Annotated in this window: 17 protein-coding genes; 7 read left to right on the top strand and 10 right to left on the bottom strand. The window is 54.6% G+C overall.

The genetic code is table 11. The features are described from left to right. The first annotated feature begins 7 nt into the window (after nt 1-7). Genes ABVS15_RS04470 through ABVS15_RS04460 form a run of 3 tightly spaced genes read left to right on the top strand, consistent with a single transcriptional unit; the run spans nt 8 to nt 2,801 of the window. Nucleotides 8-1,012, top strand: coding sequence for a hydroxyacid dehydrogenase (locus ABVS15_RS04470; protein ID WP_369282557.1), 1,005 nt, complete (start codon nt 8-10; stop codon nt 1,010-1,012). A 42-nt stretch (nt 1,013-1,054) separates the two neighbouring features. Further along, on the top strand, nt 1,055-1,942 hold the full coding sequence (locus ABVS15_RS04465) for a dihydrodipicolinate synthase family protein (RefSeq protein WP_369282556.1): 888 nt from the start codon (nt 1,055-1,057) through the stop codon (nt 1,940-1,942). Nucleotides 1,943-1,994: 52 nt separating this feature from the next. Then, nucleotides 1,995-2,801, top strand: coding sequence for an NAD(P)-binding domain-containing protein (locus tag ABVS15_RS04460; protein ID WP_369282555.1), 807 nt, complete (start codon nt 1,995-1,997; stop codon nt 2,799-2,801). Nucleotides 2,802-2,981: 180 nt separating this feature from the next. Here ABVS15_RS04460 and ABVS15_RS04455 read toward each other — a convergent pair whose 3' ends face one another. From ABVS15_RS04455 to ABVS15_RS04445, 3 genes are all read right to left on the bottom strand, one after another. Further along, complete coding sequence (locus tag ABVS15_RS04455) at nt 2,982-3,671, bottom strand: YjjG family noncanonical pyrimidine nucleotidase (RefSeq protein WP_369282554.1); 690 nt, start codon at nt 3,669-3,671, stop codon at nt 2,982-2,984. A gap of 226 nt (nt 3,672-3,897) precedes the next feature. Next, nucleotides 3,898-4,989 (bottom strand): PTS transporter subunit IIC, encoded by a 1,092-nt coding sequence (locus tag ABVS15_RS04450; protein WP_369282553.1) that lies wholly within the window; start codon nt 4,987-4,989, stop codon nt 3,898-3,900. Nucleotides 4,990-5,571: 582 nt separating this feature from the next. Next, nucleotides 5,572-6,756: an iron-containing alcohol dehydrogenase gene (locus ABVS15_RS04445; protein ID WP_369282552.1), complete on the bottom strand. Its 1,185-nt coding sequence runs from the start codon at nt 6,754-6,756 to the stop codon at nt 5,572-5,574. Between the two features lie 256 nt (nt 6,757-7,012). Between ABVS15_RS04445 and ABVS15_RS04440 the strand changes: the two genes are divergently transcribed. Together ABVS15_RS04440 and ABVS15_RS04435 are read left to right on the top strand one after the other, a co-directional pair. Beyond that, on the top strand, nt 7,013-7,948 hold the full coding sequence (locus ABVS15_RS04440) for a tetratricopeptide repeat protein (RefSeq protein WP_369282551.1): 936 nt from the start codon (nt 7,013-7,015) through the stop codon (nt 7,946-7,948). Nucleotides 7,949-8,084: 136 nt separating this feature from the next. Next, complete coding sequence (locus ABVS15_RS04435) at nt 8,085-9,806, top strand: sigma-54 interaction domain-containing protein (RefSeq protein ID WP_369282550.1); 1,722 nt, start codon at nt 8,085-8,087, stop codon at nt 9,804-9,806. Between the two features lie 70 nt (nt 9,807-9,876). Here the strand turns inward: ABVS15_RS04435 and ABVS15_RS04430 are convergent, their stop codons facing one another. From ABVS15_RS04430 to ABVS15_RS04400, 7 genes are all read right to left on the bottom strand, one after another. Further along, the gene (locus tag ABVS15_RS04430; protein WP_369282549.1) at nt 9,877-11,508 is read right to left on the bottom strand and encodes a BCCT family transporter; all 1,632 of its coding nucleotides are present in this window, start codon (nt 11,506-11,508) and stop codon (nt 9,877-9,879) included. A gap of 288 nt (nt 11,509-11,796) precedes the next feature. Next, nucleotides 11,797-12,513 (bottom strand): helix-turn-helix domain-containing protein, encoded by a 717-nt coding sequence (locus tag ABVS15_RS04425; RefSeq protein ID WP_369282548.1) that lies wholly within the window; start codon nt 12,511-12,513, stop codon nt 11,797-11,799. A 72-nt stretch (nt 12,514-12,585) separates the two neighbouring features. Continuing rightward, nucleotides 12,586-13,362: a glycyl-radical enzyme activating protein gene (locus ABVS15_RS04420; protein ID WP_369282547.1), complete on the bottom strand. Its 777-nt coding sequence runs from the start codon at nt 13,360-13,362 to the stop codon at nt 12,586-12,588. A gap of 27 nt (nt 13,363-13,389) precedes the next feature. Then, entirely contained in the window at nt 13,390-15,780 is a 2,391-nt protein-coding gene (locus tag ABVS15_RS04415; RefSeq protein WP_369282546.1) for a pyruvate formate lyase family protein, read from the bottom strand. Nucleotides 15,781-16,239: 459 nt separating this feature from the next. After that, nucleotides 16,240-17,505, bottom strand: coding sequence for an NAD/NADP octopine/nopaline dehydrogenase family protein (locus tag ABVS15_RS04410; protein ID WP_369282545.1), 1,266 nt, complete (start codon nt 17,503-17,505; stop codon nt 16,240-16,242). A gap of 253 nt (nt 17,506-17,758) precedes the next feature. Further along, nucleotides 17,759-18,391, bottom strand: a complete 633-nt coding sequence (locus ABVS15_RS04405; RefSeq protein WP_369282544.1) for a TetR/AcrR family transcriptional regulator — start codon at nt 18,389-18,391, stop codon at nt 17,759-17,761. Nucleotides 18,392-18,426: 35 nt separating this feature from the next. Further along, entirely contained in the window at nt 18,427-19,101 is a 675-nt protein-coding gene (locus tag ABVS15_RS04400) for a GntR family transcriptional regulator (RefSeq protein WP_369282543.1), read from the bottom strand. Nucleotides 19,102-19,391: 290 nt separating this feature from the next. Here ABVS15_RS04400 and nifJ point away from each other — a divergent pair, with 290 nt between their 5' ends. Further along, nucleotides 19,392-22,898: a pyruvate:ferredoxin (flavodoxin) oxidoreductase gene (gene nifJ, locus ABVS15_RS04395; protein WP_369282542.1), complete on the top strand. Its 3,507-nt coding sequence runs from the start codon at nt 19,392-19,394 to the stop codon at nt 22,896-22,898. Nucleotides 22,899-22,914: 16 nt separating this feature from the next. Continuing rightward, nucleotides 22,915-23,074: 4-hydroxyphenylacetate 3-hydroxylase N-terminal domain-containing protein (locus tag ABVS15_RS04390; protein ID WP_369282785.1), on the top strand; the 160-nt coding region annotated here is incomplete at its 3' end.

Raw genomic sequence — 23,074 nt, 5'->3', positions numbered from 1 at the left:
GATTGTAGTGAGACATCGGGTTCTTTTGGTGGAACCTACCATCCAACCTGTCGGGGTAGACATTCTGAAAGCCCATTGCGAGGTTTTTATGGCGTGTGACGGAACGGAAGATACCCTCATTCAAAAACTCAACGAGCATCAGGCCGAGGGCATTATAACCCGGGTAGAGCATATCACCCACAGGATTCTGGAGAAATGCCCGTCGTTACGGGTAATCCAGCAGCACGGCACCGGAATGGATAACATCGACATATTTGCTGCCACAGCGCACGGCGTGCGTGTACAGAATGTCCCGGACGGCAATTACATCTCCGTTGCGGAGCATGTGGTCATGTCCATTTTAGCGCTCAGCCGCAATCTAATTCAAGCTGATGCAGCAGTTCGTCAGGGAAACTGGAACTATCGGGAGATTCGTATCCCCCATGAAATAGCCGAGAAGACACTGCTAATTATTGGACTGGGGCGAATCGGCCGCAGTGTTGCGAAAAAGGCGCAGGCCTTTGATATGCAGGTGATCGGCTTCGATCCCTTTGTTTCAGCAGAGCAAATGGAAGGGATTGGGGTTAAAAAGATTGAGACACTGGATAATGGACTTTCTGAGGCTGACTACGTAACAATTCAGCTGCACCTTACGCTGGAAACGGAAGGGATGATTTCCACAGCACAGCTTCACCGGATGAAAAATACTGCTGCATTGATCAACCTGAGCAGAGGCCCCGTGGTGGATCAGGAGGCGCTTTATGCGGCTCTAAGGGACCATAAGATTGCCGCCGCGGCATTGGATGTTTTTGAAAAGGAGCCGCCCGAGTTCACCGATCCGCTCTTTTCCCTGCCGAATGTCATTCTCACTCCGCACTTTGGCGGCGATACGTGGGAGGCAAAGCAGCGACTGGCGAAAAAGGCTGCCGAAAATCTGATTTTGGCGCTGGACGGTGTGGACACCTACAACTGGGCCAACCGCACGGCAATGGAGGAAGCCGGGACAGTAACGGCCAACTCATTCACCCTGTAAGCTTACTTAATTTTTATGATTACTTAAAGGAGAAATGAAACCATGAACATGCATTTTGGTGTGATGACCGCTTTGATTACCCCCCTGCTGGACGATGGCGTCACTTTGAATGAGAAGGTATATGTCGAAATTATTGAGGATCAGATCAAAAACGGCGTACACAGTCTGCTGACAATGGGCGGCACCGGCGAGTCCCTGACCCTGCCCAAGGAAACCAAGAAGCGGGCGATGGAACTGGCTGTGCAGACCGTGAACCATCGAGTTCCCGTGATTGCCAGCGTTGTGGAACTGAGTGTTTACGATGCCGTTGAAGCCGCCAAGGTCGTAAAGGAATCCGGTGCGGACGTTCTTCTTCTGAGCAACCCCTATGGCGGCAATACCCGCCTCTCCGGCGTGATTGACTTTTTCAAAATGGTTGACGGCGCCGTGGATATGCCGATAATTATCTACAATTTCCCTGGCCGTACGGGCTACAATGTCACTCCTGACATTGTTGGTGCGCTGCTGGACACTGTCCCCAACATTTGCGGTATTAAGGAATGTGCGGAGCGCTATGAGCAGACGATGGAGTTGATTGGCCGTTTTGGAGAACGAATGGCAGTCCTTTCCGGAAATGAGTTTCTGGGCGCCTGGGAGATGCTCTGCGGCGCGGACGGTTGTGTTGTGGCCACCGGCAACGTGATGATTAAGGAGCTTGTCAAGCTGTACGACATTGCCAAATCCGGTGATATCGCAAAAACCACGGAGTATGGGCTGCGCCTGTTCCCCATGATGCGCAGTCTTTTCAAGTCTCCCAACCCCGGCCCCAGCAAATATGGCATGATTTTGCGCGGTTTTGACGCAGGGAGGCCCACCGTCCCCTGCGTGGAATGCGAAGAGCCCGTCAGGGTCGAAGTCAAAGCCGAAATGGAAAAGTTGGGCATTATTTGATTTCGCAGGAGATATATAAACGCAAAACAGAATATATAAGGAGTTTTTAAATATGCCTGACAAACTGCCTACCCTTGGATTTTTGGGTGCCGGCGCAATCGTGAACGCCATGGTATCCGGCTTTTGTGAACGTGCCGCGGACACGCCCTATCCCATCATTGTCTCTGATATGCGGCAGGAAGCCTGCGAGCAGCTGCGTGCAAAATATCCTGACCGCGTCACGGCAGTCAGGACTCTTCAGAAGTGTGTCGACAAATCCGATTGGATCGTGATTGCCGTATGGCCTCAGGTAGGGGAAGAGGTCCTGCGCTCCCTGACATTTAAACCCACCCACAAAGTCATCAACGTCATGTTTGACAAAACGGCAGAGCAGTGTGCCTCCTGGATGAACTGCAAGGTTGCCACAATCCTGCACATGATTCCCGGTACCTTCCTCTCGTTCTATCCCGGTCCCATCGTCCAATGTCCGCCTACTCAGGAGGCGGCCGAAATCTTTGGACACATTGGCAAAATCGTTAACGTAGACAGTCGCTATCACGCTGCGGTGTTTGGTTCCATTACCGGCTTGTTTGCCCCGATTTTTGCGGTTATGGACCACGTGATTGATTGGGCTGTCAACGAAGAAGGTGTCTCCACTGAAGCTGCCACCCAGTATACCACAAATATGTTCGCCGCTGTCTGTAAGGAGGCCTGCGGCAAGGACAAAGAAGGTGTTCACCTGATGGCAACTGTCAGCACCCCTGGCGGCATTAATATGCAGGCATTGGAACTGCTGAATAACGCAGGTGCGTTCGATGCCTGGGTGGAGACTCTGCGTCCAATTATGGTTCGTACGGCGGGGGATATCCTCAGGCCGTAACAAACATACAAACGGCCAACATCCGTCCCCCATGGCTTCCTCCGCCGGTATTCAGGCGCGGCTCCGTTGAAATCAAAACGGGCAGCTTCTTGACCGGCGGAGGAAGCCAAATCAGTTTTCTGCGCATCATCCGGCGCTGAGGTTACACGTTCCTTTTGTAACGCAGAGTAGTTTGAAGCGTCAATCGTATGCATCCAGCAAGGGGCCCAGCTCCTCCAACGCATATATTTCATAATCCGGCAGGATGCCCGAATCGTTGGGCAGCCGTGCCGGATTAAACCACACCGTTTGAATTCCCGCATTTATGCCGCCCTGAATGTCCGAAGAAAGGCTGTCTCCGATGATCATTGCGTCGCTTCTGCGAATGTTTGGAATTTGTGCAAAGCAGTGATCAAAAAAGTCTCTGCTGGGTTTGTTAAACCCAATCTCCTCCGAAATAAAAACACCGTCCAGATACTTTTCAAGGCCGGCGCTTTTAATGCGGCTCTTCTGGACGATTGCCGTTCCGTTTGTGACGATGTACAGTCGATAACGGGGGGAAAGGTCGCACAGCAGCTCCTCCGCCCCATCTATAAAATAATGGCCTACTTTCAACAGAGATTCATAAATCTCCGCCGCTTTTTCAGCCGAACACGCCGCGCCAAGCTCATCGAACAAAAGCCGATACCGCCGCGTTTTCACTTCGTTTCGGCTCAGCTTCCCCTGCTCCAGCAGCTTCCACTGCGCCAAATTCAATTCGCTGTATCTGCGGATGATGGCCTCATTCGGGTGAATCCCCAGTTGGAGCAGGGTTTGTGTCAGCGCGATGCTCTCGGCCTGGTCAAAATCCAGCAGCGTATTGTCCAAATCAAATAGAATCGTATTCACCATTCTGTTTTTACAACCTTTCTTTCCTATCAGTCATTTAAAACAGCCGCCGCGAAGCGGGCGCATCCGGGTTCATCGAAACAGTTGGCATTAATAAAGTGGGAGTGTCTCTCCGTTGGCACCCCACGCAGAACGATCGTTTTGGCATAGCAGCTCAACCCGATTACGGATCAGTCCGCAGCCATTTTCCCATCGAATCCGCCCATCGCCATAGAAATGCCCACGCCTCCTACGATAAAGTCATGTCGCCATCTTTTACCCATCCGAGCCTTTTTAAAGCGAGATTAATCAGCGGACAGATGACAGCCGGAAGAAGAAACGAAATCAGAAGTAGTCCTATCCAATCCCCTGAGGTTACGGCAGTCTTGGTGCCCCGCGCGATATCATCTATCCAGCCGGTATATACGCCAATTTGGCCCACAAGTCCGGAGGTTCCCATCCCGGAGGATACGGGGGCACCGTTCATCTCCAGATGAAACAAACAGGTAGCCAGCGGGCCGGTAATGGCGGACGTAAGAATCGGTGCAATCCATATTCTCGGATTTTTCACGATATTCCCCATTTGCAGCATAGAAGTCCCCAGCCCCTGCGCCACCAGTCCGCTCCATCGGTTCTCCGGAAAAGACATCACGGCAAACCCCACCATCTGCGCGCAGCACCCTGCGACGGCCGCCCCTCCTGCAATTCCCGTGAGGCCCAGCGCCGCGCAGATTGCCGCGGAAGAAATGGGAAGTGTCAGCGCAATGCCGATGACGACGGATACCAAAACCCCCATCCAAAACGGCTGCAGGTTTGTCGCCCACATGACAATGCCGCCCACCTTCATGGCGGCGCTTCCCAGCGCAGGGGCCCACCATGCGGACAGGGCCACACCGGTTCCGATGGTGACAAGCGGCGTTACCAGAATGTCCACCTTTGTTTCCTTTGACACGGCCTTCCCGATTTCGGCGGAGAAGATTGCAACAAACAGCACGGCCAGCGGACCGCCCGCGCCGCCCAGCGCGTTGGAAGCGAAGCCAACGGTAATCAGCGAGAACAAGACCAACGGGGGACAGCGAAGCGCGTATCCGATGGCAACGGCCATCGCGGGGCCGCTCATAATCGTGGCCAGAGAACCGACCGTATAGGCCACGTCATTGACCGTCACAACCGGCGCGGTCAAAAATGAGATATGAAGCTGGGCCCCCAGCGCATTGATAATGGTACCGATCAGGAGAGAACAAAACAGGCCCTGCGCCATTGCGCCCATTGCGTCAATCCCGTATCTTCTGAGGGAAATCACAATATCTTTCCGTGCTAAAAACGCCTTTAAGCTTTCCATATATTATCTCTCCGTACAAAAGCCTTGTGAAGCCCGAACTTCATATTTACCCGAAGCCTCTCCGACCCTAAAATAGTTCAGGCAGCTCAGCATCCGCCTGAAATCATTCACGCATCTTTTTTATATCCGATTCCAGGGCCATTGTCAACCAAAGCCCGGACAAACGCGCCGCCAATAGAACCTCAGCAGGAAAACCGACCCCCGCGGCCCTCCCCGTCATCCTTCAGCGGCTGAAATGCCCCAGGCAGCGGATTTTTTTAAATGCTTCTGCAAAGGCATAAAAAGGCGGCAGATTCAATTTAGAATCTGCCGGTCCCTTATTCATACTCAATGGAGTCTGCCTGCTCCGTGGACGCCAGCATGATTTTATCCACAAACTCCACCACGCCCTCTCACCTTCCACAGCATTGTGGGGGGCATTGCCAAAAACGGAATTGCGATTATACTTGTAAAAATAATAATTAATTTTGTTTCTATCCAGTGAACAAACCCAGCCGCACTCACTCATGCCCGAAATGCCCGCGTCCCCGAAAGGAAAACCTTCGGGGACGCGTTTTGCCGCATACTGTCCGGGTCTTCCCGTTACATTGCCATACGATAAATTTCCGCGGCAATCTCCCGGGTAAGCTTCACAAAGTTTCCGTGGTTGGGCGCACCGTGGAACATGTTTTCCACCATGGTGGGGATGTCCTCGGGCTTGCCGCCCAGTTCGCCGATGGTGGCAGGCATGCCGATGTCCCTCATAAAGTTCTGGAACGCCTTGATTCCCTCCATCGCCGTCACAGCGGGGTCCTCCAGATTTAGCTGGCAGCCCCATACGCGAGTGGCAAACAGGACAAATCGGTCGGTCCCCTGCGTCTTCATGGCATATTCCATCCAATAGGGGAACAGCAGCGCCAGACCGGCACCGTGGGAGCAGCCGTACAGAATGCCAAGCTCGTTGTCCATATGATGGGTGCCCCAGTCCTGAGCGCGCCCCACGCCGGTGGAGTTATTCTGCGCAATCATGGCAGCCCACATGATATTAGCACGCGCCTCGTAGTCGTTGGGATTAGCCATCACGCGCCTGCCCTCTTTGATCATGGTCAGCATCACGGCCTCCAGCAGACGATCGGTCAGCTCCACATCCTTACTGTGGGTGAAGTAGCGCTCCATGCAGTGAGCCATGATGTCGGCAATGCCGCTGGCAGTCTGATAGGGGGGCAGGGACACCATCAGCTCAGGGTTCATGATGGCAAACAGGGGACGCAGAATATCGCCGTCAGCGCAGCGCTTATACTGCTTTCCATCTTCAGTCACCAAGGTAATCACAGAATCCGTGGAGCCCTCGGAGCCGGAGGCGGCAATGGTAACAACCGTGCCCACCGGCAGCGCTTTGGTGACGCCCCCCTGCTTGCCGCAGTAGAAATCCCAGAAGTCACCGTCGTAAACCGCGCCCAGCGCAATCGCCTTGGCAGAATCCATCACGGAGCCGCCGCCGATGGCCAGCACAAAGTCAACGCCCTCCCTGCGGGCGAGCTCGATGCCCTCATAAACCAAATCGCTGTGGGGACTGGCCTTTACGCCGCCCAACTCCACATGGGCGATGCCCGCCGCGTCCAAAGAAGCTTTGACGCGGTCCAGCAAACCGGAGCGTACCACGGAGCCGCCGCCGTAATGAATCAGCGCCTTGTGCCCGCCGTAACGGGCCACATATTCGCCCGTCTGCGTCTCCGTGCTCTTGCCGAACACAAAATAAGTAGGGCTGTAAAAATTAAAATTTTCCATGTCTTGACCTCCTAAATAGTGAAACAGCTTTGATAATCCGGGTAGTCTGACAGCTATTTTCTTTCATTATAGCTTAACGGCCGTTTTGTCGGATTTGCCTTTCATGGCTTATTTTTTGCAGAGTCTCGCCTTTTCTTCGCAGCGCGGCCGACGCAGAAAATGGTGTCATGCTGCAAAAACCATATAAGAGCAGGCAAACCCTTCCACCTTTCTGCCGCTATAATATAAATCAGGAAGACTGCATCATTAACGGGAGGTGATTTTCACGCAAAACGAGCTGGATATCCTTTTTGCCAATCTGAATGACTGCCTCACCCACAAAGATTCCAAGATTACCGCGTGGTTTTCGCCGGAGCGCATGAGGCAGTCCGATGCCCACCCGGAAGAATACATTGCCTCATACAACGAGCTGGGCGTATTTTGCCGCGACAGCGGCCGTCTCCCCCAGTCTTTGGAATGGTTTGAAAAAGCAAGGGCGCTGGCCGACGTGCACCCAGACCTTACATGCGGCGAATATGCCGCCCTTTTAAACAATATGGCGGGAACCTACCGCCTGATGGGACAAAACGGGAAGGCAATCGAGGTGCTGGTGCAAGCAGCGGACCTGTGCTGGCGGGACCGGAAGCAAGAGACTTACGCCTATGTGGGGGTTTTAAGAAATCTGGCCATGGCGTATTGGGCAGACGGTCAACCGGAGCCCGCCATCCGCCGCCTGCTGGAGGCCCTGCCCTTGCTTCAGATTCTTCCGGAGCATCGGCATGAAACGGCGGTTATTTACAGCAATCTTACAGCCCTCTACCATGCCGCGGGGGACAAATCCCGGGCAATGCAGGCGCTGAACCGGGCAATGCAGGAATGTGAAAAAAACCGAGAGGATGAAAACGTCCATTACGCCGCCATTCTCAACACCCTGGCCGGGTTTCTGTTTTCCGAAAAGGACTTTCGCCGCGCGGCAATGCTCTATCGCAAATCTGCACGGCATATCAGGCGGTTTTACGGACAGACGCTGGAGTATGCATACATTTGTCAAAATTTGTGCTGGGTTTATGAAAAAATGGGGGAGCGCGGCCGGGCTTCGGACGCGCTTTCCGAAGCAATGAAAATATTTGAAAAGCTGTTGGGCCCGAACCATGAGCGAACGGTTTTGGTACGGGGAATACTGGCGCGCATGAAGGCCGGGGAAGCCCCATGAACGAGGCGTATATGCGCACCCTTGCTCCCCTCGGTAAGCACAGCCTCGCATCGCGGCGGGGACAATGCAAATTCCCTTGTGCGGAACCAAAAAATACTGTATGATTAAAAAAACCAATGGGCGAGGGGTGGAAAGCATGAAAAGTCTGGATACAATGAACGCTCTCTCCCAATGCGGGCTTGGCGCGGCGCTGATTGACCGGGACTGCCTGCTTCTGGAGATCAACGAAGCCGGCGGGCGCCTGCTCGGGGAGCGCGGCCGCCCCGGAGCATCCCTGTGGGAGATTGCTCCCGCCTTCTGCGGTGCGCTTCCCTCCGAGGAATACTGCAATATTGCCTTTGGAGAGTATCTCCGGCAATGCCCCTTTCCGGAGGTGGAGGACCTGCCCACCGGTGTGCGCATGGTGGTATTTCGGGACGCGCGGAACGATATCTGCCACGATATGCTGATGTGCGCCATCAATCAGGTCAGCGACTCGGTAATTCTGTGCGATGAGCAGGGCCGCGTGTTCTTGCTCAACGATGCTGCGACGCGGCTTGAATCCACCTTGGCGCAGGAGATCGTCGGCAGAAACCTTCAGGACGTTTACACGGTGAAAAACGAAAGCGACTTGGAAATCCCCCGCGTGATGCGGGAGCGCAAGCCCCGGCTGAACATTCGCCAGCACTATGTCACCAAGCACGGCAAAGAGGTGGCGGTGATGGACGATACCTACCCGGTCATCCTGAACGGTAAGGTGGTCGGCGGTTTCAGCGTAATGCGGGACTGGACGCAGGTGGACCGGCTGAACCGGCAGGTCATCGAGCTGCAGCAAAAGCTTCTGGGGCAAGACCAGCACAGGCGCAGAGGCGGACGCAGCCCTCTTTCCGCCAAATACCGGTTTGAGGATATTGTTTTTAACAGCGACGTCATGCGGGCGTGCATGGAAAAATGCGAGAAAAGCGCCAAGTCCGATTCCGGCATTATGATTTGCGGTGAAACCGGCACCGGAAAAGAGCTGTTTGCCCAAGGAATCCATAACGCCAGCCATCGTGCCGACGGGCCCTTTTTAGCGATCAACTGCGCAGCCATTCCGGAAAACCTGCTGGAGTCCATGCTCTTTGGAACAGAGAAAGGAGCCTATACCGGGGCCGAGCGCCGTGTCGGCCTCTTTGAACAGGCTGACGGCGGGACGCTGTTGCTGGATGAAATCAACTCCATGCCCCTGGCGCTGCAGCCCAAGCTTCTTCGCGTACTTCAGGAGGGCGTGGTCCGCCGGGTGGGCGGAATAGACGAGATTCCGGTGGATGTGCGGATGATTTCCAATATCAATATTTCGCCATGGCAGGCGGTACGAGAGAAAAAACTCCGCCCCGATCTACTGTACCGGCTGGGCGTGGTAAACATCACCATTCCTCCCCTGCGGGATCGCGCCTGCGACATTCCTCTGCTTGCCAAGCACTTTGTTCTGTCTTTAAATCGAAAAATGATGAAGAATATCAAAGAACTCGCCCCCGACGCAATGGAGCGGCTCTGCACTTACAGCTGGCCCGGTAATGTGCGGGAATTGCAGCATGCCATTGAATACGCCATGAACATCCTGCCGGACGACGCGCTGGTCATTCCCCGGGAGATGCTTCCGGACCATATCCTTCACGGGGATTCGGAAGAAGCGTCGGAATGGTCGGAACAGCGCAAAAGCGCCATTGTCCGTGGAAGCGGCGCAAAAATGGGGAGAGATGAATTGACGCGTCTCCTGCAGGCAAATGATGGAAACATCACCCAGACAGCCCGAATGCTGGGCATCAGTCGGCAAAACCTGCAATATCGTATTAAACGGGATAAAATTGACCCTGCAAAACCGGACAGCATTGTTTAACCGTGTTTTCCCGGGAGAAAAGCGCGGTCCCCCGCTCCGGCGGAGGACCGCGCTTTTTACAATTTCTTTTTTAGAAGCCCATCTTTGCCAGAAATTTGATCTTGCTCTTTTCCGCCGGAGGCAGACCGTTGTCAGGAGCGTTGGCCACGCCTTCCTCGTCCACATAGTTTCCGTCCGCTCTACGGGGCCGCTTGGAGATATAGCGCAGGAAGCCCAAGATTACAAACAGGCAGACAAACGTCAGCGGAATACCGCAGAAGGACTTGATGGTCTTCACGCCATTGATACCGCCCAATGCGGTAAACACCAGCGCAATCACAGCAAAGACAAGCCCCCAGAACAGCTTCAGCGGGACCGGAGCCTCGGTGTTCTCGTCGCTCCCCTCTACACACATACTGGCCAGCGTCACGGTCATAGAGTCGCACTGTGTGACCAGCGAGATGGTGATGATGCACAGCATCACAATTTTTGCAACCGTAGAGAACGGCAGCACGTTAAACATGGACAGCGTCAGCGCCTCCGCACCCTCGGCGAGATAAATTCCATAAAAATCCACGCCCTCAAACAGCTGGGCGTGCAGGATCGTGCCGCCAAAAGCAGAGAACCACACGATACCGAACAGAGCCGGGAACAGCCACTCAATCAGAATGAACTCCCGCAGACTGCGGCCATAAGCCACGCGCACCATGAACAGGCCCAGCAGCGGAGCGTAGGCCATCCAGTCCACCCACCAGTACATGTCCCAGTTTTGAGGCCACATGCCGCTGTCGGGATAGGGGGCCGTGTAGAGACTGGCGGCAAAAAACTCATTAAAATATTCGCCCAGACTCTCGGTGAAAAGGTTGCAGATGTACCCCGTTGGCCCCGCCAAGATTACAAAAAACAGCAGGATGAAGAAAAACTGCACGTTATAGTTGGAAAGCTTGGTGATGCCGTTGCGCAGGCCGCTGAGAGCGGATGCATTGTAACAGAGGAACATTACCACAATGACTACCGCGTAGATTGTCATGCTGGGCTCGATACCGGAAAACGCCCTGACAGCGGCGGAGAGCTGCATGGCTCCATAGCCCAAACCTCCGGCCACAGCCCCTGTGAGCGCAAAGGTGGAAATGGAATCGAACACGTCGCACCAGCGGCTTTTCATCACGTCCCTGCCAAAAATGGGAACCAGGCAGGAGCTGGCCTTAAAGGGCGCACCCATGTTCAAAATTGCATAGGACAAAATGACGCCCATAATTACGCAGCTGGCATAAGGCGTCAGTCCCCACTGTAAAAAGCAGTGCAGCATGCTCCACAGCACGGCGCCGTTGCTGCCCGGGAGAAGCCCGGTGCTGGGAGATGGCTCCATGGCGAAGAGCAGCGGCTCTGCCGCGCCCCAGAAGACCACGCCCGCGCCGATCCCGGTGCACAGGGAGATTCCAAACCACTGCAAATAGGTAAATTTGGGCTTCGCATTTGGACCGCCCAGCTTGATCTTGCCCAAGGGCGTAACCATGATGACAATGCATAAAATGACCATGAACAGCATGACCAGGCTGACGAACCACCCCAGGTTTGACATCAGGTTGTTCATGACCACATTGTTCAGCACATTATAGAAGCCTGTTGCGTTTACAACAATGGCAATCAGCATCGCCACAAAGAGGATTACCGTGACAGACATCACGACCGGCCGTATCTTCACATTTCTCTTTTGTTCCATTCTTAAAAGTTTCCTCTCTTTTCCTTTCTCGGGTGCTTTTTAGGAACACCCGATTATCCGGTAAAACGGAGGTTTCCTTTCCCTTCTCCTTTCTTTTGATTTTATAACCGGAATGCCGAACCTACGGGAAACACACAAAATCCCCGGGTGTTCGGCGGTCATACTTATTTAAGTATAAGAGGAAGATCAACGACTGCGTGCGAATCTTATGATTTAAAAACTAAAAAGTTGGGAGAATTTGTTCCCCCCAAAGCAGGAACTGGCGGCTCATTCTGCATCCTGCCCCGCTCATCCGATGCTCTTTTGGAAGCAGGGGCAATTCCGGTATTCCTTGGGTGTCATTCCGCAAATGCTGTGAAAAGCGCGGGTAAAGGTGGAATTGCTGCTATAACCCACCATCACCGCGATTTCCATCACGCTGTATCTGGTGTTTGTCAGCAGTTCCTTAGCCCGGTTGATGCGGATGCAGCGCAGATAAAAGCTGGGGGAAAATCCTGTCTTTTGCTTGAACCAGCCATTATAATAGGTGACATTATATCGCTCGATTCCAGCCAACTGATTAACGGTAATGGGCAGGTCATAATGCTCTCCGATATAGCGGATTGAGGGCGCGGCGCAATTTTCAATCAGTTTGCTGTACAGATAGGCGTACAGATGCCGGACCGACCGGCTGTTGGGATCCTGCTTCAGCTCGGCCTGAATCAAATCCACAAGCTGGAGGATTTGCCCATGCATGGAAATAACCATAGGAGAAGACAGCAGGACTGCATCCTTACTGTCGGCCATATCCTCCGACAGGTTCATCGCCAGCAGCTTTCCCAGATAATCGCACCGGTGAAGCATCCTGGCGGGGATGAAGCATAATTCCTGCGGAGTCACCTCATACTCGGCGTCTCCCGCAAGGACCCGCATGGTCTGGCGCAGAGGGACGAGAATCTGTGGATGCTCGTGGGAATGTGCGCCGCGGCACTCGTCAAAAACACGAATGTCCACCATTTGTTTCATAGGCGTATCCTCCAAGCTATGTAAAGTTGATCTCTCCCAGCGGATGCGCGGACGATCCCTCCCCGCGCCCTTTCAAATCACGCGCTCCACAAAATGCCCAATTACGCTGCGGCAGTGCTCCATCTGCTCCCCGCTTGGGGGCAAAACACTCTTCAGGGGATAGTCTAACCCCAGCTTTTCATAAGTTGCCGTCCCCAGGCGGTGATAGGGCAGCAGCTGCACGTGATGCAGGTTTGTGAGCCCTGCGCAGAACGCGCCGATTTTTCCCAATTCTTCATCATCATCGTTTACCCCCGGGATAATAGGCGTGCGAATCACCAGACGGAGCCGGTCTTTTACATCGTTGGTGCGCGTCATATTTTCCAGAATCCGCGTATTATCCACGCCGCAATAGCGCTGATGCCGTTCCTTTGTGTAAAGCTTCAGGTCTACATACGCGGTGTCCGTATAGGGCAAAAGCACGTCAATTTTTTCCCACGGCGCAAAAAAGGAAGTCTCTATGGCGGTGTTAAAGCACTCAGCCTTGAAATTTTTCAAGAGCGCAAGAGAAAATTCCGGCTGCGCCAGGGCCTCTCCTCCGGACAGCGTAACGCCGCCGGAGGAGATAAAGTAGAAATGCGAGTCCTTTCGCGCCTCCCGGAGCACATGGGCCACGGTCATTTTTTCACCGTAGGAATACGCGTCGGTCCGTTCGATCTCAAAGGACTGACTTTCCGGGGTCGAGCACCACTGGCAGCGCAATGGGCAGCCTTTTAAAAATACGACGGTGCGAAAGCCGTCCCCGTCGTGAATAGAGGAGCGCTCTATTCGCAGGACGGTCCCCTCCCTGTTTGGCTCAAACATCTCCATTGCGCCCCAGTGCCTCCTTCATAGTTCTTATCTTACGCCCGCCCAGTCCCGGATTTCGGTGCGGCCGATAATTTCGTTCTGCGTCTCACGGCTCAGCTCCACGAAAAATGCCGTGTACCCGGCCACGCGGATCAGCAGGTCCCGGTGCTGCTCGGGATGCTCCTGCGCGTCCAGCAGCGTCTCCTTATCAACCACGTTGATCTGGGCGTGATAAACGTCCAGCGTGCACATGGTCTTCATCATGTTCATCATGTGCGCAATGCCGGTTTCGCCCGTCATCAGCTCCGGCTCAATTTTCAGATTTAATTGTGTCCCCTGTGTATAGCGCGCATGGGGGATTCTGCTGACGGATTTAAACAGTGCGGTGGGACCGTTTACGTCGGTGCCGCCGGTGGCGCCGATGCCGTCGGTCAGGGGTGTGCCCGCCTTGCGTCCGGAGGGCAGCGCGCCGACCCACTGGCCGATGGGTGTGTTGCCGGATACCGGCAGCATGCCGCAGGTCATTTTGCCAAACTTGGTCTGATATTTTTCAAACTCATCCACCACATAGGAAAATACCTCTCCCACGCAGAAGTCGGCCCGTTCGTCGTCGTTGCCGTATTTGGGCGCGGACAGGCACATGTCCCGGATGTCCTCATAGCCCTCAAAGTTGGCGTTCAGCGCGTCGCAAAGCTGCTTCATGGTGATTTTCTTTTCGTCATACACCAGATATTTCACAGCCGCCAGAGAGTTCACAATATCTGCCTGCCCCACGGTAATCACACCGCCGCCGCAGGAGTACTTGGTGGCGCCGGGCTGGCTGTAATCAAGCCCCGTTTCCATGCACTGGGGGAAGCCCAAGGACAGGGCCGGCACGGTCCGATAGTTCATGCTGAGATAATCCAGCAGCTGATTGCCGGAGACGATGACGTTTACCACATAGCCGATGTGGGTCTTGACCGCGCTGAAAAACTCCTCAAAGGTTTTGAAGTCAGAGGGGTTTCCGGTGGATACGGACACCTGCTTCCCGGTGATGCGGCTTACACCGTCGTTCAGGGCCAGCTCAACCATGGCGCCCATGTTGATATCGGCGATGTCGGTATACTGCTTCATGCGGCCCGACAAATTTGTTTCCACGCAGCCGCAGGGGTTCCAATCCCAAGCCTCGCTCAGGGGCACACCCTTGTTCTGCATCATGCGAATGCCCACATCGTTAAAATAAATGGCGGGCATGGTCAGCCCCATGCTGATGGCCTCCACCGCCTTATGCAGCAGTGAATCGGGGTTTTTCGACAGGCTGTAGGTAACGGAGAGATTCGGCTCCTTAAACTTCACATCCATGGTGGCCTGAATCATTTTGTAGGACAGCTCGTTGGTCGCGTCGTTTCCATACTGGTCAATGCCGCCGCAGCTGGTCTGAACCGTGATGCAGTACCCGGCGGCGTACTGGGCGGTGACCTCGTCCTGGAACAGGCTCATTTCCGCCACCTTGATCCACATGCAGTCCAGCAGCTCCTGTGCGCCGTCTTCATCCAGAATACCGGCGGCCAGATCGGCCTTGTAATACGGATACAGGTATTGATCCAAACGGCCCAGGTTGTAAGAAGATGCGTTCTGCTCCATGAAAATGGCATACTCATAGGAGAGGATGCTCTGGCACGCCTCGTAGAACGTGCGGGCAGGATGCTCGGGTACCCAGCGGCAGACCTCTGCAATTTTCATCAGCTCCGCCTTACGGATGGGGTCGGCGCAGGAGGCGGCCTGCGTCTCCGCCAGATCGGCGTGGCGGTTTGCCAGAGTGATTATCCCCTCGCAGACCATCAGCTCGGATTTGTAGAAGAACATCTTCTCCAGATCACCGGGCACAGAATCATCCAGCTTTGCCAGGGCCTCCTCGGCCTCCTTGCGGATTCCGGCAATGCCTTTTTGCAAAAGCAAGGTCCAGCTGGGGGTGGTTTCCCCATAGCCGCGGACGGCCTTGCGGTCGATATAGATAATACCGTTGTCCCGCAGCGTTTCCATGTCTTCGGGCGCCAGCTTCCGCCAGCGGTCCAGCACGCACTTATCCTTCCAGTAATCCCGGACGTCCTCCGTGTAAACCCGCTTGCCCTCCTCGCTGAGATAGAAGGGGTCAAAGCGCCGGGTACTGATGGTGTCCAGTTCGTTGGCAATAATGCTTGCAGAGCTGTCCGCGCACAAAATGCCTGCCCGGGGCTTGAACGCAACGCCGCCCACCAGCAGCTCGCCGTCCTGAATGTAAATGTTCTTTTTGCGGCACTGATTCCGATAGCCAATGGCCTTTTGAATAATCCAGGGCTGCCCCTCGCTTTCCTTGAACCCTTCCGTGAGGTACTTGGCGTTGTAAACATCCATTTCAACGCGGGTGCTCAGATACTGCTGACGCAGCGCCTCAATGCGCCGCATATACTGTTTTTCCATTATCAGATAGCCTCCTTGTCAGACCGTTCCTGTTCTGTGCGGTTAGGGCGGCGCTTCCGCCCTCACACGCCTCATCTGTACTTTTTTACTTAGCAAAACCAATGCCACTGCAATCTGCGCATCCGAAGCATTTGATAAGATTTGTGCAAAACAGAAAAAACCGGCCCCAGATAAACGGGCGGCAGGCTTTTTAATAAAAGCTTTTTGTAGAATATTATAAATTGCACAAATTCAAATAGTTCGCATTCAGATTATTGTACATAACATCTATTGTTTGGAGGCGCAAAATTTTGCGCTTTTTGCAGGGCAAGGGGTGCAAAATTTTTTGCACCCCTAAAAATTGGAGTGCCTCCGCGTGCTTCTTTTTTATAAAAATGCGCGGAGCGCAAACCATGGTTTACGCTCCGCGCACAGGCGAGTTTCAGGCTGTGAGGGTTGAGGGCCCTCCTCCTTAGCCCCTTACTTCGCGGTAAAGACGCCTTCCCGCAGATACTTTTGAAGCTGCTCGTGGGTCATATGCCCGATTTCCAAATAATCCAGAGTGTATTTGCTCTCCTTGTCCAGATCACGCTTGATCATGGTGCTGGCCAGCAGAATCATAGAGTCAATGACGGGCGTGGCGACGCCGTATTTTTTGCCCAGCTGGCTCATCAGATAGCAGCCCACCGGCACGTCCTCGGTGATATAACGGTTTTCCAGATCAAAGGGACCGTCGCCATAGAAGTTTTCGTACCGCTCGGTGAAGGGAACGGCAAAGTCGGGGCCCATGTACTCTTTGCCATACATGGTGGTACGAGAGAAGAAATCCTCGTAATTAACGGTGCACAGGCCAATGTCCATTGCCTTCGCCAGCGCCTTTTCCTCATCCCAGAATTTGGCCTGAACCTCGGCAATGGCGGGGCACAGGGCAAAGCCGTACAGAGAGTAGTTTTTCTTTTCCTGCCCCAGAACAGTATCAAAGTTCTGCATGACAGCCGCACCCAGAACCGCGCCGGGCACATGGATCACCGGGTTTACATTGGACAGGTTTACATCCAGAATCGTGTTAGCGCGGACAAAGCCGTGGTGGAACTCCTCCCCCGTCTTGGAAATGGTGACCTCGCCCTCTGCGTCAATAATGGCGTCGAAAGCCGGGATGTAAAAGGCAGAAGCCATGAAGGCATCGGTGTCGGTTTCAGGCATGGCGCAGCCACGAATCGTGGTAATGCGCGTCTCCACCTTGCACTCGTTGGTCACAACGCCGCCCCGGCGCACAACCCGGATTCCGTAGGGCGCGGTATACCATGCGCCAACGATGACCTTTGTGGTGCAGTTCATCTCGCGCATCAGCTTGCGGAAAATGAAGGTGCCGCAGTTGTCCGGCAGAATGTGAATGACCTGTCCGTCCTCCAGCAGGGGAATCAGCTCGCGAAAGATATCCTCGTGCGCCACAGCCACCGTGGCCACAACCACGATGCCCGCGCCTTTCACTGCCTTGGCCATATCGTCGGTGGCCAGCGCCACCTTCGCGGTGCCAGTGCGTTTGAAGCCAAAGAAGCTAAACTGCGCGCCGCTCAGGGTGATGCCGGTCTTTTCAATGTTCAGGAAGTTGGTTTTGGCAAAGCGGGGCTGGTCCCAGAGCCGGACCTCCTTGCCCTGCAGCGCACAGTCCGCCGCCATCGTCTTGCCTACGGCGCCGCCGCCGAGAATCGCGATTGGCATGTCTTTCAAATAACTCATGTCCATAATGTGTTCCTCCTCATCATAGTACGCCAAAATTTTTTGGCGAAATTTAATGACCTTTATTCAATGACTTTGGTTCATTATATGAAGAAGTCCACTTTTTGTAAAGTCGTAAAACTATATAAAAAACAGGTCGGCATTTATACAGGATACTGCAATTTCGTAAATCGTTTTGCAATCGTCAGCTTTTTTGTGCTGCTTTTCTGGTCATAAAAAGCCCGCCCGATTAATCGGGCGGGCTTTTCAGTAAAAGGTTTCAGGCTTGGATCAGCATGCCACGGGCCGTCATCGCCACGGCGTCCGAAATCATCTCCGTCAGGCTGAGATTTTGGGTGTCAAAGCACCAGAGGACCTCCACGCCAATCATAGTGGACAGCAAATCAAACACATATCGGTCTGCCGCAATGCCGGCGTCGAGCACATTCGCGTTCTGGCCGCGCTCTACCAGCTTTTTCAGGCACTGCAACAAAGGCCTGTCCCGGTCGTAAAAATTACGGTCCTCCCAGGTAAAGTAATTGGAAATCATGGCGCGGATAATTCCCTTCCCCCGCTTTTCGTATTCCTGATAGGTCAGGCGCACAAACGTGGTCACACCGGAGAGAAAATCCATCTCCTTGACTTTTTCATAAGCCTCGTTATAAAGCGCATCCGACTGTGTAAATGTGTATAGCACCAAAGCCTCTTTGGAAGGGAAATGCGTGTAAAACGACCCCTTGGCCACGTGCGCTGCGGCGGTAATGTCCTCAATGCTGACATTGTGGAACCCCTTTATGCTGATTTCTTTGACCGCCGCGTCGTAAATTTTTTGCTTGGTCTGCATCGCCTGCATCTTCCGCCGGGTGGGTTTTGCCGCCGCGGAAGCTTGAGAGCTGTCTTTCACCCGATTCATTCCTCCTCAAACAAACTGTGGACCCTTCCCCCGCATCAGTCCTCCGCGGATGCTGGTTCCCTGCGCCAGCACCTGAGCAAATAGGGGTCGATGCGGTAAAAATCCTTGGTGTGCTGGCAAATCAGCTCCCGGACCTCGTCCAGCCTTCCGCCGCGGATCGCCTCCACCATCGGCCTGTGGTGATGAATCTGCAAAAGGCTGTGTTCCACATCCGTGTATTTGGAAATCTGGATGAGATGAATCTGCTGATAAACCGCATACTGCTGATTGATCAGTCTGGAGTTTCCAGAAATTTTGGAGATGGCCAGATGAAAATCGCAATCCGTGCGAATCCGCTCGTAAACGTCGCCGCGGCCGGCCGCCTGCTCACATTCGTCCGCCAGATTGCACAGGACTTCAAAGTCCGCCGCGCTGCCATAGTGAGCCGCCAGCTCCGCCGCAAGGATATCCTGCGCCAACCGAATCGTTCCGATTTCACGGATTTCCTCATCGGAAAAACAGGTAACCGACGCGCCGCGGTTATGGCCGATGACCACCAGCCCCTCCGCCTCCAGTCGGCGGAGCGCGTCATGAATGGGCGTCCTGCTGATGGACAGCTTGGATGAAATCTGCAACTCCGGGATACGCGCTCCGGGAAGCAGCTCCATGTGGAAAATCATGTCTTTAATCCGCTCATATGCGGCTGCACTTTGGGAAGAAATCGGAATCACCCTCTTTTGCATTCAACTGTTTTGTTTTTTGATAGTATACAATATCTCATCAATTGGGTCAATCGGTTTTTATTTGTTCAATTTCCAAAATTGAATGCAGCCATGGCTTTTTGCACAGATAGGTGACGTCTGTTTTATTGATTCCACTAAAAAAATCTTTCCATATTGACAAATTGAATTCACAAAATTATAATTGCATGCAATTAGGCAAATAGAATGTAATTACAAAAGTTGTATGGCACTTTATACTGAGATTTTTATTGAGGGGCATTGATAAGGAGGAAAAGGACATGGCAAAGAAACTGGAAATTATGGACGGAAATCAGGCTGCCGCGTATGTCTCATATGCATTTACGGAGGTCGCGGGCATTTTCCCCATCACGCCGTCCTCCCCCATGGCGGAGCATGTGGACGAGTGGGCAGCCAACGGGAAGAAAAATTTGTTTGGCCAGCCGGTGCAGGTGGTGGAGATGCAATCTGAGGGAGGCGCGGCCGGCACGGTGCACGGCGCCCTCCAATCCGGCGCGCTGACCACTACCTACACGGCCTCGCAGGGCCTGCTGCTGATGATTCCCAACATGTACAAAATTGCGGGCGAGATGCTGCCGGGCGTGTTCCACGTTTCGGCCAGAACCCTGTCGGTCCACGCGTTGTCTATTTTCGGCGACCATTCCGACGTGATGGGCGTGCGCAGCACGGGGTTTTCCCTGCTAGCATCCTCCTCCCCGCAGGAGGTGATGGATTTGGGGGCCGTCGCCCACCTGTCCGCCATTCACTGCCGTATGCCGGTGCTGCATTTTTTCGACGGCTTCCGCACCTCCCATGAAATCCAGAAAATCGAAACTCTGGACTATGAAGACCTGCGTCCTCTGGTGGACACGGAGGCACTGAAGGCCTTCCGCAAAAACTCCCTGAATCCCGAGCACCCCGCCACCCGGGGCACCACCGTCAACCCGGACATCTTCTTCCAGTGCCGCGAGGCCTGCAACGACAAGATTGCCTCGATTCCCGCAGCGGTGGAGCGCTATATGCGGGAGATCGGCAAACTCACCGGCCGGGAGTATCATCTGTTCGATTATTACGGCGCACCCGATGCGGACCGGGTCATCGTCCTGATGGGCTCCGCAGCAGAAACCGCCAAGGAGGCCGTGGACTTCCTCACCGCCCAGGGCGAAAAGGTTGGCCTGCTGAACGTACATCTGTATCGCCCCTTCTCTGCGGAGCACTTCCTCGCCGCCCTGCCCCCTACCATAAAGCGCCTTGCCGTGCTGGACCGCACCAAGGAACCCGGCGCCATGGGCGAGCCGCTGTATCAGGACGTGTGCACCATTTACAAGGAGCGGGGCATTCCCATGGAAATTCTGGGCGGCCGCTATGGACTCAGCTCCAAGGACACCACTCCGGGTCAAATTCTGGCGGTGTACGAGAATCTGAATCAGGAGACTCCCAAAAACGGCTTCACCGTCGGCATCGTGGACGATGTGACACATACTTCCCTGCCGGTCGCCCGGGAGATTGAAACCGCCCCCGCCGGTCAGACCGACGCGGAAATCTGGGGCATGGGCTCGGACGGCACCGTGGGAGCCAACAAGAACTCTATCAAGATTATCGGCCATGCAACAGACCTCCACTGTCAGGCGTACTTTGTGTACGACTCAAAAAAATCCGGCGGCCTTACCCAGTCCCATCTGCGCTTTGGCAAGGCGCCCATCCGCTCGCCCTATCTGGTGCGGAACGCGGACTTTGTGGCCTGCCACACGCCCTCCTATGTCAACAAGTACGACATGGTGCGCAACCTGAAGGAGGGCGGTACCTTCCTTCTGAACTGCGCTTGGGATGAGGAGGGACTGGAGAAAAATCTTCCCGCCTCCATGAAGCGGGCCCTGGCCGAGAAGAAGGCAAAGCTTTACATCATCGACGCCATCAGCATCGCCCGCGAGTTGGGGCTGGGCAGCCGCACCAACACCATTTTGCAGGCGGCGTTCTTCAAGCTTACCGGCGTGATTCCCATTGAAACGGCCGTGACAGAAATGAAGGACGCCATTTACAAGACCTATTATAAGAAAAAGGGCCAGACCGTGGTGGACATGAACAATGCCTCCATCGAGCGCGGCATCGACGGACTGCACTCGGTGCAGATTCCCGCCGCCTGGCTCACCGCCCAGGACGAGGCCAAGGAGAACAGCGCCCCCGCCTTCATTCAGGAGATTGTGGAGGTGATGAACCGTCAGGAGGGCGACAGCCTCTCCGTGTCCACCCTGAAAAAATACGGTCTGGAGGACGGCACCTGGCCTGCCGGGACCTCGAAGTATGAAAAGCGCGGCGCAGCGGTGGAGGTTCCCGCGTGGAAGATGGACGCCTGCATCCAGTGCAACCAATGCTCCTTGGTCTGTCCCCACGCCGCCATCCGCCCCATCCTGCTGAATGAGGAAGAGAAGACCGCCGCCCCCATCGGCTTTGAAACGAAAAAAGCCACGGGCGCGGGCCTGGACCGGTATCAGTTCCGCATTCAGGTCTCACCCTATGACTGCACCGGCTGCGGAAGCTGCGCCAACGTATGCCCTGCCAAAGAGAAGGCTCTGGTCATGGAGCGTTTGGAAAGCCAGCTCAAGGAGGCGCCGAATTGGACCTATGCCACGGAGCAGGTTGAGATTAAGAAGGACGCCGTGAACGCAAAGACCGTGAAAAACTCCCAGTTTGCAAAGCCCTATTTCGAGTTCTCCGGCGCTTGCGCAGGCTGCGGCGAGACGCCCTACATCAAGCTGGTGACCCAGTTGTTCGGCGACCGTATGTACATCACCAACGCCTCCGGCTGCTCCTCGGCGTACGGCGGCTCCACCCCCTCCTCCCCCTACTGCACCGACTGCAGCGGCTGCGGCCCCGCCTGGGCAATGTCTCTGTTCGAGGACAACGCGGAATATGCCTACGGCTACCTGCTGGGACAGGAGGCCATTCAGCGCCAGTTGGTGGAGAAGGTCAGTGTTCTGGCCGGACGTGGCATCGCCAGGGAAGCCTGCGATGCCTATCTCAAAATGGGTGCTGTGGCCGAAGAGTCCCGCACCGTCAGCGACGCGCTGCTCTCTGCGCTGGAGTGCGATAGCAGCGAGGAAACCGGGTTTATCCGCGACAACCGTGAATTCCTGACCAAAAAGAGCGTCTGGGCCTTTGGCGGCGACGGCTGGGCCTACGACATCGGCTACGGCGGACTGGACCATGTGCTGGCCTCCGGCAAAAACATCAATGTATTGGTTCTGGACACCGAGGTGTATTCCAACACCGGCGGGCAGTCCTCCAAGTCCACGGCTGCGGGCGCAATCGCCAAATTCTCCGCTGGCGGCAAGGTCACCAAGAAAAAAGATCTTGGCCTGATGGCCATGAGCTACGGCTACGTGTACGTGGCACAGGTGGCCATGGGCGCGGACCCCGCCCAGACATTGAAGGCAATCCGCGAGGCCGAGGCCTATGACGGCCCGTCCATCGTCATCTGCTACTGCCCCTGCATTGAGCACGGCATGAAAGCCAGCATGGGCCTGAGCCAGCTGGAGGAGAAAAAAGCCGTGGAAACAGGCTATTGGCATTTGTACCGCTACAATCCCCAGTTGAAAGAGGAGGGAAAGAATCCCTTCATTCTGGATTCCAAAGCACCTACCGGAGATTTCCAGCAGTTCCTGCTGGGAGAAAACCGCTATGCATCCTTAAAGCTATCCTTCCCTGAAAAGGCCGAGGAGCTGTATGCCAAGGCGGAGCAGGACGCCAAAGAGCGTCTGGCAAGCTATCAGAATTTGGCCAACAAGTAACAGGAGGAATAAAAAGATGGCACTAAAAACAGGAAAAGAATACGTGGAAAGTCTGCGCCAACTGAAAACCCGGGTATACATGTTTGGTGAGAAGATTGAAAACTGGGTGGATCACCCCATGATTCGCCCCAGCATCAACTGCGTGGCCATGACGTACAGTCTGGCCCACGACCCCC

The sequence above is a fragment of the Oscillibacter sp. GMB15532 genome (assembly GCF_041020825.1).
Classification (GTDB): domain Bacteria; phylum Bacillota; class Clostridia; order Oscillospirales; family Oscillospiraceae; genus Oscillibacter.
Note: the sequence above shows the minus strand (reverse complement) of the source record. Positions and strands in the feature narration are given on the sequence as shown.

Coding starts and splice junctions, on each gene's coding strand:
- ABVS15_RS04450 (WP_369282553.1), bottom strand. CDS start 4,989: ATGGAAAGCTTAAAGGCGTTTTTAGCACGGAAAGATATTGTGATTTCC.
- nifJ (WP_369282542.1), top strand. CDS start 19,392: ATGGCAAAGAAACTGGAAATTATGGACGGAAATCAGGCTGCCGCGTAT.
- ABVS15_RS04455 (WP_369282554.1), bottom strand. CDS start 3,671: ATGGTGAATACGATTCTATTTGATTTGGACAATACGCTGCTGGATTTT.
- ABVS15_RS04410 (WP_369282545.1), bottom strand. CDS start 17,505: ATGGACATGAGTTATTTGAAAGACATGCCAATCGCGATTCTCGGCGGC.
- ABVS15_RS04425 (WP_369282548.1), bottom strand. CDS start 12,513: ATGAAACAAATGGTGGACATTCGTGTTTTTGACGAGTGCCGCGGCGCA.
- ABVS15_RS04460 (WP_369282555.1), top strand. CDS start 1,995: ATGCCTGACAAACTGCCTACCCTTGGATTTTTGGGTGCCGGCGCAATC.
- ABVS15_RS04465 (WP_369282556.1), top strand. CDS start 1,055: ATGAACATGCATTTTGGTGTGATGACCGCTTTGATTACCCCCCTGCTG.
- ABVS15_RS04430 (WP_369282549.1), bottom strand. CDS start 11,508: ATGGAACAAAAGAGAAATGTGAAGATACGGCCGGTCGTGATGTCTGTC.
- ABVS15_RS04435 (WP_369282550.1), top strand. CDS start 8,085: ATGAAAAGTCTGGATACAATGAACGCTCTCTCCCAATGCGGGCTTGGC.
- ABVS15_RS04420 (WP_369282547.1), bottom strand. CDS start 13,362: ATGGAGATGTTTGAGCCAAACAGGGAGGGGACCGTCCTGCGAATAGAG.
- ABVS15_RS04445 (WP_369282552.1), bottom strand. CDS start 6,756: ATGGAAAATTTTAATTTTTACAGCCCTACTTATTTTGTGTTCGGCAAG.
- ABVS15_RS04405 (WP_369282544.1), bottom strand. CDS start 18,391: ATGAATCGGGTGAAAGACAGCTCTCAAGCTTCCGCGGCGGCAAAACCC.
- ABVS15_RS04415 (WP_369282546.1), bottom strand. CDS start 15,780: ATGGAAAAACAGTATATGCGGCGCATTGAGGCGCTGCGTCAGCAGTAT.